Origin of the sequence: Micrococcus sp. KRD012 (genome assembly GCF_017168555.1) — a bacterium.
GTDB lineage: Bacteria > Actinomycetota > Actinomycetes > Actinomycetales > Micrococcaceae > Micrococcus > Micrococcus luteus.
In genome coordinates, this window is record NZ_JABFBB010000003.1 from 179,630 (window position 1) to 192,960 (window position 13,331).

Annotated in this window: 9 protein-coding genes; 3 read left to right on the forward strand and 6 right to left on the reverse strand. The window is 70.3% G+C overall.

Features of this window, described 5'->3' with window-relative positions:
• Window positions 1–356: 356 nt before the first annotated feature.
• On the reverse strand, window positions 357–1,193 hold the full coding sequence (locus J1M37_RS01280) for a hypothetical protein (RefSeq protein WP_102708315.1): 837 nt from the start codon (window positions 1,191–1,193) through the stop codon (window positions 357–359).
• Between the two features lie 261 nt (window positions 1,194–1,454).
• On the opposite strand from J1M37_RS01280, the gene J1M37_RS01285 reads away from it, so the two are divergent.
• Complete coding sequence (locus J1M37_RS01285; protein ID WP_102708316.1) at window positions 1,455–2,198, forward strand: hypothetical protein; 744 nt, start codon at window positions 1,455–1,457, stop codon at window positions 2,196–2,198.
• A 128-nt stretch (window positions 2,199–2,326) separates the two neighbouring features.
• On the opposite strand, the gene ftsY is transcribed toward J1M37_RS01285, so the two are convergent.
• Window positions 2,327–3,526 carry a signal recognition particle-docking protein FtsY gene (gene ftsY / locus J1M37_RS01290; RefSeq protein ID WP_446724881.1) on the reverse strand — a complete coding sequence of 400 codons (1,200 nt, stop codon included), beginning with the start codon at window positions 3,524–3,526 and terminating at the stop codon, window positions 2,327–2,329.
• Window positions 3,527–3,614: 88 nt separating this feature from the next.
• Here ftsY and J1M37_RS01295 point away from each other — a divergent pair, with 88 nt between their 5' ends.
• Window positions 3,615–4,943, forward strand: coding sequence for an MFS transporter (locus J1M37_RS01295; protein ID WP_206451978.1), 1,329 nt, complete (start codon window positions 3,615–3,617; stop codon window positions 4,941–4,943).
• Between the two features lie 45 nt (window positions 4,944–4,988).
• On the opposite strand, the gene J1M37_RS01300 is transcribed toward J1M37_RS01295, so the two are convergent.
• Both J1M37_RS01300 and J1M37_RS01305 read right to left on the reverse strand, forming a co-directional pair.
• Complete coding sequence (locus J1M37_RS01300) at window positions 4,989–5,852, reverse strand: ABC transporter ATP-binding protein (RefSeq protein WP_102708319.1); 864 nt, start codon at window positions 5,850–5,852, stop codon at window positions 4,989–4,991.
• Window positions 5,853–5,989: 137 nt separating this feature from the next.
• Complete coding sequence (locus J1M37_RS01305) at window positions 5,990–6,874, reverse strand: ABC transporter permease (protein WP_102708320.1); 885 nt, start codon at window positions 6,872–6,874, stop codon at window positions 5,990–5,992.
• Between the two features lie 189 nt (window positions 6,875–7,063).
• Between J1M37_RS01305 and wecB the strand changes: the two genes are divergently transcribed.
• Window positions 7,064–8,209 (forward strand): non-hydrolyzing UDP-N-acetylglucosamine 2-epimerase, encoded by a 1,146-nt coding sequence (wecB, locus tag J1M37_RS01310; RefSeq protein WP_206451979.1) that lies wholly within the window; start codon window positions 7,064–7,066, stop codon window positions 8,207–8,209.
• Window positions 8,210–8,236: 27 nt separating this feature from the next.
• On the opposite strand, the gene J1M37_RS01315 is transcribed toward wecB, so the two are convergent.
• The gene (locus tag J1M37_RS01315) at window positions 8,237–8,887 is read right to left on the reverse strand and encodes a hypothetical protein (protein ID WP_206451980.1); all 651 of its coding nucleotides are present in this window, start codon (window positions 8,885–8,887) and stop codon (window positions 8,237–8,239) included.
• Between the two features lie 116 nt (window positions 8,888–9,003).
• Window positions 9,004–13,331 (reverse strand): glycosyltransferase (locus J1M37_RS01320; RefSeq protein WP_206451981.1); only part of this gene is annotated, 4,328 nt, incomplete at its 5' end.

Sequence of the window (13,331 nt, forward strand, 5' to 3'; positions counted from 1 at the left end):
CGCGGCGGCGGAGGTGGTTAGGGTGGTCTAGGGTGTTCACCCAGATCATGCCGGTGGTCTCCACATCGGAGCGGCGCCGCTGTTGAAGCCGAACCAGGCGAACCACAGCGGGGCCGCACCAAGCATCCCGAAAGGAATCAGGACTCCCACCCGGCACCGGGGCGTCGTTGACGCCGAGTCTGCCGGGGGCGTGTATCCCGTCGCGGCGCGGAGGTATTTCTGGCGCGTGAACGCCCGTTGCAGTCGTGCCACGGGTCCGCCCCTCCCCAGGGATGACGGCGGGCCGCCCCTCAGGAGGAGCAGCCCGCCGACGGAGTCAATGTGACGATGCGCACAGGATTCTCGTCACCCCTGGGTCAGATTCCCCGACACTGTCCCGTCTTGATCAGGGCGTAATTCTTGGTGGCGTAGGTGGGCACATTGGTGTTGCTGTAGCAGTCCAGCGTGCCGGCGATGCTGTTGGCCGACACGAACAAGTTTCCGCGGTTGCTGATCACCTGGACACCTCCCTCGGTGACATTGCCGTTGAGGACGACATGCGCGTTGCCCCGCACCTCGACTGAGCTGTCCGACCGGTAGGACGTGGTGCTGCCGCGCATCTCGAAGCGGCTCCCCGCGCGCGCGTTGGTGAACTCAACGTAACCGGCCGAAGCGCGGGACAGCGTCGTGGTCCCTCCCATGTCGTCGAAGTCGAACCGCCATTCGGCACGGGCACGCGTCGTCGTCACTGTCCCGCCCGCTCTGGCATTCAGGGCGTAGAGATCGACGTCGTTCATGCGGATGAGAGAATGGCCGTCATGGCTGGTGACGGTCTCCAGGTCGCTGTTGTAGGCCTCGAGGGTCGACCGCTTCCCGAGTCGGACGTCGCCAACGACGGCCCCGCTCTTAATGACCACACGTGAGCCGAGAGTCTGTGCGTTGATCGCGTCGACGAGTCCGTCGCTGACGATGAGGGTCGCGCCCTGACCCACCTGTACATCCGAGGCATTCCAACGATAGGCCTGGGTCGGATTCGCATTGGCGAGCGTGCAGGTGGCACCGGCGGGCACGACCACTTCGGCGGCCGGGGTCCAGTTCGTCTTGGTTCCGGTGCACATCTCAACGGCGTGAGCCGGCGCGGCTGCGGCGACTCCAGCGGTGGACAGGGCGAGTGCGGCGACAGTCGAGGTCAGGCGGCGAGAGAAGGATGCCATGGTGTGGGGTCCTATCGATTAGTGACGACGCACCGACAACAGGTCGGCCAGTGCATCCATCGTCAGAGTACTGGAGCTCCGCCAGTCCTGCGATGGTAGCTTCGGCGCCGCCCCCCGGACGTACGTCGTAGGCCGAATCAGAGCCGCCAACGCTTGCAGAAAAGCCTCGGCAGTCGCCGCGATCCCACGCATAATGATCGCGTGGCTCATCGAGACACGCTGTCCCCTTGGGCAGCCCCACCACACAGATCGGATTCCTCAGTGAAGTCCCTTGCTCGCTCCATCGCCTCGTTTGGTGCCGCGGCCGCCGTCGCCCTGACCGGCCTCGTCGCAGCCCCCGCCGCTCAGGCTGCCACCACCTGCACCGGCACCGTCACCGAGCGAACCATCTCCGGCGACCTCACCGTGCCGTCCGGTGCGACCTGCACACTGGTCGACTCGACGGTGATCGGTGATTTCCTCTGGGTCGAGCCCAACGCCACCCTGATCACCGAGGACTCGACCACGGGCGCCTATACGCACCTGGACCGTGGTGCAACCCTGCGAGCCACGGGCGGGTCCTTCGGCGACGTCATCGCTGACCGTCAGAAGCTCATCCGCATGCACGGCACCACCGTCACGTCCATGTACGCGGCCGAAGGTGGAACGGTGACGACCACGCGGATGAAGGTCCGCGAGGATGCCACCTTCTACAAGATGGGAGGCACCGTGTCCCACTCGTGGGGACGCATCGCAGGCGCAGTGACCCAGGCCGACTCAACGCGCAACCGCATCATGGTGCGCTCCTCGCACGTCGGGTCGGATATCAATGTGTACAACTCCGGTCATGTCCTGATCGGTCGCAACATCGTGGGCGGGTCCATCTGGGCCGATGCCAACCGCGGAACGATGTACATCGAGGGCAACACCATCGATTCCTACCTCAGCTGCTTCAACAACCAGTATCAGCCGACCGGCGGCAACAACACGGCCTGGGAGAAGTGGGGCCAATGCGCCGGCCTGTGAGGTGATGGCCGACAGGCCTTGACCGTCACCGTGTGAAGTGCCCCCCACCGACGACGACGGGCCGCCCCCGGGGGCAGGGGCGGCCCGTCGTCGTGCGGGGCCGGGACGCCGAGCCCCGGCGGGGAGCCTCACTCGGCCAGCAGCGCGTCCACGAAGCCCTCGGCGGTGAACGGCGCGAGGTCGTCGGGGCCCTCGCCGAGGCCGATCAGCTTGACGGGCACGCCGAGCTGGCGCTGGATGGCGATCACGATGCCGCCCTTGGCGGTGCCGTCCAGCTTGGTCAGCACGATGCCGGTGACGTCCACGACCTCGGCGAACACCTTCGCCTGGGTCAGGCCGTTCTGGCCGGTGGTGGCGTCGAGGACGAGCAGGACCTCGTCCACCTCGGCCTGCTTCTCGATGACGCGCTTGATTTTGCCGAGCTCGTCCATGAGGTTGGCCTTGTTCTGCAGACGGCCCGCGGTGTCCACGAGCACGACGTCGACGCCCTCGGCGATGCCGCGTTCCACGGCCTCGAAGGCGACGGATGCCGGGTCGGCGCCCTCCTTCTCGGAGCGGACGGTCTCGACGCCCACGCGGGCACCCCACGTCGCGAGCTGCTCGGCGGCGGCGGCGCGGAAGGTGTCCGCGGCGCCGAGCACGACGGTGCGGTCCTCCGCCACGAGCACGCGGGCGAGCTTGCCCACGGTGGTGGTCTTGCCGACGCCGTTGACGCCCACGACCATGGTCACGGCGGGGCGGTCGCCCTTGCGGGTCGCGGCGAGACGGCGGTCCATCGAGGGGTCCACCATCGCCACGAGCTCCTCGCGCAGCAGGGTGCGCACCTGCTCGGGGTCACGCGTGCCCTCGACCGTGACGCGGGCCTTGAGGCGGTCCACGAGCTCCATGGTGGGCTCGGTGCCCAGGTCCGCCATGAGGAGGTTCTCCTCGATCTCGTCCCAGACGTCGTCGTCGATCCGGTCACGGGAGAGCAGAGCCAGCAGGCCCTGGCCGAGCACGTTGTTGGACTTCAGCAGGCGCGCGCGCAGGCGCTGCAGGCGGGTGCCGGCGGCCTCGGGGCGGTCCAGCTGCGGGGCGGTCTCGATGACCTCCGCCTCCTGGACGTCCTCCTCGACCGTCGGGGCCTCGGCGGCGTGGCGGGGTGCGGGACGGGACTCCGGGACATCGGCGGCGGCCGGGTCGGCCACGAGGCCGCCCGGGGCGGGTGCCGGATCGTCGGCGTCGCGCAGCTCGGTGTAGGTGCCCTTCGGCGGGGCGACGGGGCGGTCGAGGAGACCGACCAGCACGGCGCCGAGCAGCAGGGCCAGGACCAGGGAGATGATGAGCACGATTTCCACGTGCCCAGTCTCCCACAACGGCCCGCGGGGGGACCGGGGCGGCGACCGGGGCGGGCCCTGAGGTGGGAGGATGTCGACCATGCCCTCCCCCTCTCCCGCCGTCCGCGTGCCCGTGCCGCGCGAGATCAAGGTCATGGTGGCGGCGGCGTTCGTGATCGCGATCGGCTTCGGCATCATCGCGCCCCTGCTGCCCCAGTACGCGGAGATGTTCGCGTCCGACTTCGCCAGCCCGGCCACCGCCGTCGCCGCCGTGGTCTCCGCGTTCGGCCTCACCCGCCTGCTGTTCGCGCCCGTCTCCGGCCGGCTCACCAACCGGCTCGGCGAGACGCCGGTGTACATGGCGGGCGTGCTGATCGTGGCCGCCTCGATGTTCCTGATCGCCTTCGCCCAGGACTACACCCAGCTGCTGCTGTACCGCGCGCTCGGCGGCGTGGGCTCCACGCTGTTCACGGTGTCCGCCATGGCGTTCCTGGCCAGCAAGTCCCCGCCCACCATTCGCGGGCGGGTCTCGGGCGCCTACGCGTCGGCGTTCCTGATCGGCAACATCGTGGGGCCGATCGTCGGCTCCGTGCTGGCCGTCTTCGGCTTCCGAGTCCCGTTCCTGATCTACGGGACCTCGCTCCTGATCGCCGCCGGGATCGTGTTCGTCATGCTCCGGGACACCCGCCTGCAGGACCGGGCCCGCGGGGAGACGCGGCCTGTCATGCCCCTGCGCGAGGCGCTGGGCCACCGCTCCTACCGCGCGGCCCTGACCTCGATGTTCGCCAACGGGTGGGCGACCTTCGGCGTGCGCAACGCCATCACGCCGCTGTTCGCCGCGAGCGCCTTCACCGGGACGGCGCTCCTGGGGTGGGGCATCACCGAGGAGAACCGCCAGCTCATGGCCGGCCTGGCGCTCTCCGTGTTCGCGGCCGGCAACGTCCTCGCGGTGACCTTCAGCTCCCGGCTCTCCGACCTCCACGGGCGCAAGCCGCTGATCCTCGTCGGCCTGGCCGTGATGGCGGTGTTCACCGGAGCGATCGGCTGGCTGGAGTCGCCCCTGCTGTTCCTCGTCTCCTGCGCGCTGGCCGGCGCCGGAACGGGCACCCTGAACGCCCCGCAGCAGGCCGCCGTCGCGGACCTCGTGGGCCAGGACCGCAAGGCCGGTCCGGTGATGTCCGCGGCGCAGATGTCCGGTGACCTGGGGGCCATCCTCGGCCCGCTGCTCGTGGGCCTCGTGGTGGACGCAGCCGGCTACGGGTGGGGCTTCGTCGCGACGGGCGCCGTGATCGCGGTGGCCGCACTCGTGTGGCTGCGGGCCCCCGAGACCAATTTGCCGGTCGCCCCGGGCGGCCCGCGGACCGGGTCCCTGCCGAAGGTCGACCCGGACGTGTCCGGGCCAGCGACCGGCGCCCGCGAGCACGCGTAGCGACCTTGGAGCCCACGCGCATCCCGATACTGAGTCGTGACCGGCTCAGTGCCGGCGCGAGGGCGGCTCCCCCCCTGCCCAGTCGACGCGGATCCGGCGCACGGCATCGCGGGCCTCTTGCAGAAGTCGCTCCGCCGCGGTGTCCTCACCCCGGGACCGATGGCGCGTGTACCTCGCGTAGTTGCCCGTGACCACCGTGGGAGAGCCATCCATGGTGAGCTGCCCCTGCTCGATCCACACGACTCGCGAGCACATCTCCTTGATGGTGTTCAGGGAATGACTGACCAAGAAGACGCAACCGGCCTGAGCGCGGAGCTCGTCCAGGCGACGCCTCGTCCTTGCGCGGAACTGGGCGTCACCGGTGTTCAACGCCTCGTCGATCACGAGGATGTCCGGGTCGACGGACGTGGCGATGGCGAACTGCAGCCGGGACGCCATCCCCGATGAGTAGGCCCGCAAGGGCAGTTGGAGCGCATCGTCGTCGAGTCCGGACAGACGTGCCACCTGATCACGCCGCTGCACGGCTTCAGCCCGGCTCATGCCCATGGCCAGGCACCCCAGGAGGATGTTGTCCTCACCCGACACCTGCCGGACCAGCGCCGCGTTGACGCCGAGCATCACGGGGGTACTGGTCGCATAGACACGCCCATGAGTGGGACGCGCCTGACCGGTGATCAGCTTCATGAGCGTCGACTTGCCCGAGCCGTTGGTGCCGATCACCCCCACGGACTCACCACGCTCGACGACGAGTGACAACGGCTTCAATGCCTCGACTCGGTCCGTGCGGACTCCCCGCGCCCCGTCGAACAAGGCACGCCCACCTCTGTGGACACGCCGCGTGTCTGCCGAACGGACCGTGTAGGTCATGCCGACCTCGTCAAGGACGACAGCAGCGCGGTCGGCGGCCACGACGTCCTCACCGGCCGTCCCGAGGGGAGCAGGCCCTCCGCGTGCGTCATCGTGGCCGCTGCCATCGGGGCGGGTCGTCAGCGCACGGCGGGGCCTGGGGCTGGACCGGCGCGGCAGGTGGGGCGCGCTGGACTCGCTCACTGGTCCTCCCCGTAGGTCTCTTCAGCCGCCCAGAACACGAGCGTGCCCACCACCAGCAACATGGCCGTCCACACGCCGAGGACGAGCCACCGGGCGGGGTCCGCGTCCGTGCCGTACAGCATCGACTGACGTGCGATGTCCAGCACGCAGTAGAGCGGATTGAGATGCATGACGGCGAGAATCGTCGGCTGACCCTCGAACCTGTCCACGCCGAAGAAGACCGCAGAGAGGTACAACCAGATCCTCATCCCGAAGGCGATGAGGTTGCCGAGGTCCGGCCAGTGGGCGACGTAGCGGCTCAGGACGAGAGAAAGCCCCGTGTTGAAGAGCGACTGCACGAACAGCAGGGGCACGATCAGGAGCCACCTCCAGGTGAGCACCTCGGCTGGCGGAAACGCGAGGACGAGCACGATCATCACTGCGAGCGTGGGGAGGAACTCCAGGAACGCCCGGATGTTGGCCGCCACCACCAGCGTGGCCCTCGGGAAGCGGAAGGCGCGGACGATTGTCTGGTTGCCTGAGATGGCCCTGGAGCCGGCCGTGATCGCTTGCGAGGAATAGCGGAAGAAGAACACGCCGATGATCAGATAGGCAACGAAGTTCGGCACCCCGTGGCCCGTGCCCAGAAGGACACCGAACACCAGATAGTAGGCTGCGCCGTCCAGGATGGGGTTGAGGATCATCCAGAGTCGGCCCAGGGCGTTGGTCGAGTTGGCCCCGGCGATGCGAGATCGCGAGTCGAAGAGGATGAACGCGCGGTGCCGCCAGATCGACAGCAGATACGCACCGATCGAGGGGCGTGCGCCGACGGGCGTCAGCTGCGACCCCTCCACGACCACGGGTGCGGCAACTGCCCCGAGCGCTGGACCGTTTCGAGCCATGGGGACAGCCTCCTGATGCAGGACATACGCGGCGAGGGCACACGCGACGACTGACCACTCTAGCAATCGCGCCAGAGCCCTCGAGAGCCTCCATTCTCAACTGGACGGTAGGCATAGCCCCGGTAGACTCCCCCGTGCGGGCCCTCGGTGCCCCGCGCGGACACGTCCGAGGATCCCAGAGGAGTCGCTGTGCTGACGGTCATGCCCATCTACGGAACCCGCCCGGAGGCCATCAAGGTCGCGCCGATCGTGAAAGCGCTGCAGCAGGACGAGCGCTTCCACTGTGTGGTGACGGTGACCGGCCAGCACCGGCAGATGCTCGACCAGGTCAACGAGCTGTTCGGAATCGTCCCGGACCACGACCTCAACATCATCCGTCCGCGCCAGACCCTCAACGGCGTGTTCGCCCGGACCGTCGAGGGCCTCGACACGGTGCTTCAGGACGAGCGCCCGGACGCGGTCGTGGTGCAGGGCGACACCACCACGTCCACGGCCGCCGCCGTCGCCGCCTTCAACCTCGGCATCCCCGTGGTGCACGCCGAGGCCGGCCTCCGTTCGTTCGACATCGCCTCCCCGTTCCCCGAGGAAGCCAACCGCAAGATCACGAGCCAGATCGCGGCGCTGCACCTCCCCCCCACCTCCGTCAGCCGGGACAACCTGCTCCGCGAGGCCGTGGCCGCGGAGGACGTCTACGTCACCGGCAACACGGTCATCGACGCACTTCTGGAGGCCGTCGAGGCCCGGGTGCCCTTCGAGGACGAGGCGCTGGCCCAGGCGGTCGGCACCGGTCGGCGGATCGTGCTGGTGACCACGCACCGTCGGGAGAACCAGGGCGATGCCATGCGCGGCGTCGGGCGCGCGCTGGCCCGCCTGGCGCGCGACCACGACGACGCGATCTTCATCCTCCCTGCGCACCGCAACCCCGTGGTGCGGGAGGCCATCCTCCCCGCGCTGGAGGGCCTCGAGAACGTCCTGGTGACCGAGCCCCTGGCGTACGGCGAGTTCACGCACCTGCTGTCCGTCGCTCACGTGGTGGTCACCGACTCCGGCGGCGTCCAGGAGGAGGCGCCGTCCCTGGGCAAGCCCGTACTCGTGATGCGTGACAACACGGAGCGGCCCGAAGCGGTGTCGGCCGGCACGGTGCGGCTGATCGGCACGGACGAGGACGTCGTCGTGGCCGAGGTCCACCGGCTCCTCACCGACGACGACGCGTACGCGGCGATGTCCAATGCCGTGAACCCCTACGGCGATGGCCGCGCCGCAGCGCGGACGGTGTCCGGCATCGCACAGCTGCTGGGTGTCGGCGAGCGCCTCCCGGCCTTCGACGGCGCCTGACCGCCGCCGTCCGACCGCGGCACGCCCTCAGCGGCTGCCCGCGTCCGCCCTGTGCAGGACCAGGTTCGGACGCGGGACGCGCACCGGACGGACGTTGCGTTGGAACCGCAGACGCCCTCCCAGCCGGTTCCCTGACACCTGCAGGCGGCCACGGGTGTCGGCGACGGTGACGTCGCCTGACACCACGGAGTCCTCCACGACCGCATGAGCGGCGTTCTCCAGGCGGATGTCGCCCGTCACCCGCGACCCGACGATCGCGAGGACAGTGCCCGCACGGGCGCCCGCGACCGCGATCGAAGTCGCCGCGACCCCCTTCAGCGACACCGAGCCGCCGGTGTCCCGCACGCGTACCGCACCGAGCTCCCCACGGAGGAGGGCGGTGGTCCCTCCCTTGCGAACGTCCACCCGCCGCGCGCGGAGGTCCGTGGCCCGCAGCTGCGTGTGCCCCGCATGGGAGACGAGCATCCCGACACGGCATCGGCGCAGACGGACGTCCGTCCGCTGCCCCACCTGGAGAAGGCCGGTGACCGTGGTGCCCACCGCGACGACGCGACTGCCGGGGCCCTGCACCACGACCTCGGTGAAGCGGCAGTCCGCCATCGTCACTGAGGCTCCGTGCTCCACCTCGGCACCGGCGGGGACCACGAGGCCGGACGCCCCCTCGACAGGGCCGGACATCCGCGCACCGTCGACCGCGAGCAGGTTCCAGCGCAGCGGCCCAGCGCCCGCCCGGAAGCAGGCCGAGGCGACACGCAGTGCGGATCTGCAGAACCGCCACGGGGCCCGGCCCGCCGTCAGCACTGCGTGTCGTCCGAGGCGACTTCGCGCACCATGCGGGACCAGCGCTCCAGAGCGGTGCCCCCATCGAATCGCTCGGCCACCTCCCTGCGCGCCGCCGCGGCCCTCGCCTCGAAGGCGTCGGCTTCCCGCAGGGTGAGGATGTCAGCGGCCATCTCCGGCACCGTCGCATGCACCCAGGTCTCCGGGAAGAGCCGATCGGCCCCCGGCCACGCCAACGCCAGCGGTACGGCACCGTTCTGGGCACCGTCGACGAGGGTGAAGTGGAAGGACTCGAAGTCCGAGACGGACAGGGCGACTCCGATCCCGGAGTACCACCGATCGAGCTCGTCTCGGTCAGCCGAGAAGCCGTCCAGATGCACCGCCCCGGCGAGCGCCGGATCGGTCTCGATGCGGCGCCACTGCCGCTCGTAGTAGGCCATCTCGTCCTCGCGGGCGAGCATCCACGGATAGTCGCTCGGCATGCGCCCCTTGATGCGCAGGCTGTAGCGGTCGTCCTCCGCGCGAAGGCGGGCCAGCACGTCGAGGGCACGGTCCAGCCGCTTGCCCCGCGGGACCACGCCGACCAGGCCGAGGACGAAGCGCGACTCCGGCGACCGCTCCGCCTCAGACCCCTCCCGAACGATGTTGGCGATCACCTCGTGTGGCCGGTCGCCGACCCCACGGAAGCGGCGCGCCGCGTCCCGGATGTGCGGGGCCACGAAGACGAACCGGTCCACCTGGGACAGTGCCATGCGCGCGAAGTTCGGCCGGAACAGCTCCTGCGAGTGCACGCGGACGATGAGGCCCTGGCCGGGACGCTTGTGACGGGAGTACCAGACCGCGTTGCCGAGACCCCACTCGCAGATCACGACATCAGCCCAGTCGACCAGGGCGAGGCTGGTCTCCTCATCATGGTCCTGGTGCGACGCCCACTGATCGAGACGCACCTCGTGCCCGTCCTCAGCGAGCCGGTCCAGGAGTTCTCCCGCGAACTTGAGGTCGTGGCCCGCCACTGCGACCCGCAGCGGTCCGGTCGCCGCGCGGCAGGCCTCGACCGCGGGAGCATCGCCCGATGCCGACGTGAAGAGTCCGCGACGGACCACCACGTGACGGCCGTCCCCACCACCGTCCGTGCGGCGCACGGCGACCGGTGCCGGCCCCGTGGAGACGGCGTCCTCGGGCAGCACGCATGCCAGCGGCACGCTGAGGTCCGCGACGGCGGACGTGTCGAGCACAGCGCTGCTGTGCCCGGCGTCGAGCAGGACGTCCACCAGGTCCTCGAGCACGACGCGATCCAGCGGGTCTCCCGACCATGTGGCCTCGATGCCCCCTGCGCATCCGTTCGTATCGACGAGGCCGATGCCAGCGTCCTCCAGCAGCCGGCGTGCCGGAGACGGGACGGCATCCGCGATCACGGCCGTCGGCCGCGCCGTCTGGTCGACCAGGGAGGGCCAGTGCGCCGCGGCGGGGTCGCCCGACAAACGCACGTGCACCTCGGGCACGTCGGCGGCGCGGACGTCGAGTCCGAGGCGGCGCAGCACGACGAGCATCCGGTGCTCCAGAACGTGGGAACGCCGGACGAGGCGCCGCAGGTTCCACCCCTGGATGTTGCGGAGTTCAGGGTCCGCGGTCACGGCCTGGAAGGCCTCCTCGGCGTTGCGCCTCCGACCCAGGGTGGGCACCAGACCGCGGAACATGTGGTTGACCGCGGCGGACGGGCCGGAGGCCACCACACCGCCCGAGCAGCCGATCTCCACGACCCGGCGGGAGAACATGGTCTCGGACTGTGTCACGGAGTTGACGTTCACGTGGACGGGGAAGCGGCGGTAGGCCTGCACCATCTCGTTGTAGGGCAGGCCTCCTTCCACGAACGGCCGCAGCTCCTCCGGGAACCGGTACGGGGAGTCGGGGAGGTCAGCCTGGCGGTCGTAGATGGTCACGCCGTGTGGGCGGGCCGCCGACAGGAGCATCTCCAGGTCCCGGGAACGGTCCTTGTATCGGTCTCCGTAGTACGAGCCCGCATACATCACGGGCCGGTCCGTCACAGCGGGCTCGTCCGTCACCGGGTGGTGGAGGGCCGGATGGGCGAAGAACGGAAGGGAGGCGACCTGCTGGCGGCCACGTTCGACCCGCGCCTGATAGCGGGGAATGGACCGGTTGTCGGTGGTGAGGACGAGGTCGAACAGGGCGGCGTTGTCGATGAACCGGGCGAAGTGGACCGGGTCCTCCTTGTTCCAGAAGACCGTGGGCACACCGAGGGAGCGACACTCCGCCAGGAGGGCGCGCAGATCGGCCGACTCCTTATCCGAGTAGTGGCCCACTCCCCGGGTCCACTGGCCGTCATTGCCGCTCCAGGCGGACTCGACGAACACCGCGTCCAGCTGCCGAGTCCGCAGCTGCTCCCGCCAGCCGGCACGATCCAGGGGTGTCACGTCCATCTGCAGCATCAGGGTGGAGGTGGTGAACGTGTCGGCGATGAGCCCGAGACGGATCCGGTCCAGGGGCCGCGCCGCCTGCCGCCGGGGCTCCGACGACCCGGCCGCCTGGATCGCGTCTCCCAGCTCCGCGCCGAGGACGTCCCACCGCCGACGGGTACGGGCCCACCGGCGCCCGATGCGGCCCAGCTCGGCCCGGCGCTCGGGATCCTCGATCAGACTCTCCAGGGCGGCGGCGAGCGCCTCCACATCCCCGGCTGGGAAGGTCACCGCGCCGTCGCTCTCGCGCGCGAGGCTCTGCAAGACGGGAAGGTCGGACAGCACCACGGGGATCCCAGCGGCGGCCGCCTCGAGCGGCTTGAGCGGGCTCACGAGACGCGTCACAGGGGTGGACGTGCGCGGGCAGGCGATGACGTCCACCTCGTCGAGCAGCGCCGGGATGCGGTCCGCGTCGATCCGACCCAGCACGTGGTGGACGAGTTCCCCGCCCCGTTCTGCCAGGGTCTCGCGGATCCGTGGCAGAGACGGTCCGTCTCCCGCCAGGACGAGCTGGAAGTCGTCTCGACGACGCGCCAGTCGCAGGCACGCCTCCACCAGGTCGTCCAGTCCCTCGTAGTCGACGAACGAGCCGACGTAGCCGATCACGACCCGGTCCGCGTCGAACCCCAGACTGCGGTGCATGTCACCGACCGCCGGGAGGGGCTGGAACTGCTGCGGGTCCACCCCGTTCGGCGTGACGGTCATCCGGTCTGCCGGCACCCCGCGGCGGACCAGCTCGTCCCGCATCTCCTCCGTGAGGACGCAGACGTGGTCCGCCTCGGCCATCACGAGGTCCTCCAGGGCAGTGGCCAGCTCCCGCCGCTCGTCCACGCCCTCCTCCCCCGCCGGCAGTCCGTACTCCCAGAACCCGCGCACCTCGTAGGTGAACGGGATGCCGGCAAGGCGAGCGGCGATCAACGCGGGCAGGGCGGTGATGTGGTTCGACGCCGCGTGCACACGCTCCGGGCGCTGCCGGGAGATCACCGCACCGTAGGAGTCCACCGCGCTCTCCAGGTACGCAGCTAGCCCCTGTGTGCGGAGCGAGGGCCCGTACGAGAACACGTGCTCGACCCCATCCACGAGCTGGGCGAACGCGTGCTTCTTCGGCGCGCGGCGGACCACCGACGCGTCCCAGGGGAATCCGGGCCGGGCGGCCACCACCACGTCATGACCGGCGTCGAGCAGGCCCCCGACGATGCCGCGGGTGCGGATCGCGTATCCGTTGGACTGGTACGGGTGGACGCCGTGCGCGCAATACAGGATGCGCCCGCGTTCAGGTCGGTGGGCCGGAGAGGCGCCGCGCATCGGGACCGTGGGCAGGGCATCCAGAAGGGCGGCCTGCTCGGTGATGGTGACCGCCAGCCGACGCTGGCCCGCCGACCCCTCGGCCACGAGGTCGGCGTGGGACCTGATGAGCTCCGCAGGTTCACGCAGGGCGCCGTCGTCGTAGAGGGCCTTGATCAGAGCCGTCAATGCGGGGGCATCCGCGTGGTCCGCCCAAGCCTGCCGCCGATCCGCGAGGGTGAGAGCGGCGCCCTCCGCCTCTGCCGAGTCGGGGACGTCGGCGGGCACCGTCGGCACCGACTCGGCCGCGGGACCGCCGCGACCCGCCCGGGCCGCCGCGACCAGGGACAGCACGCGTTCTCGGGTTAGGACGGCCCAGCGGTCCACCGCCGTGACCGACCGGGCGAGCCGTGTGGACACCGCCCGTGCAGGGGCGCGACGGGCGTGGTACAGGCGCCGCCGCACCTCCCGGAGGACCCCGCTGTTGAAGTACCGCAGACGCCGCGGCACGTCCGCGGAGTCCGCCTCCTCGACCGGGGCGAGCAGGTCGTCGACCTCGGCGACACCAGCCTGGCCCCCACCAC

Excerpts from the sequence above, each read along its gene's own strand:
- J1M37_RS01280 (WP_102708315.1), bottom strand. The coding sequence starts at position 1,193 with ATGGCATCCTTCTCTCGCCGCCTGACCTCGACTGTCGCCGCACTCGCC.
- J1M37_RS01295 (WP_206451978.1), top strand. The coding sequence starts at position 3,615 with ATGCCCTCCCCCTCTCCCGCCGTCCGCGTGCCCGTGCCGCGCGAGATC.
- J1M37_RS01305 (WP_102708320.1), bottom strand. The coding sequence starts at position 6,874 with ATGGCTCGAAACGGTCCAGCGCTCGGGGCAGTTGCCGCACCCGTGGTC.
- J1M37_RS01315 (WP_206451980.1), bottom strand. The coding sequence starts at position 8,887 with ATGTCCGGCCCTGTCGAGGGGGCGTCCGGCCTCGTGGTCCCCGCCGGT.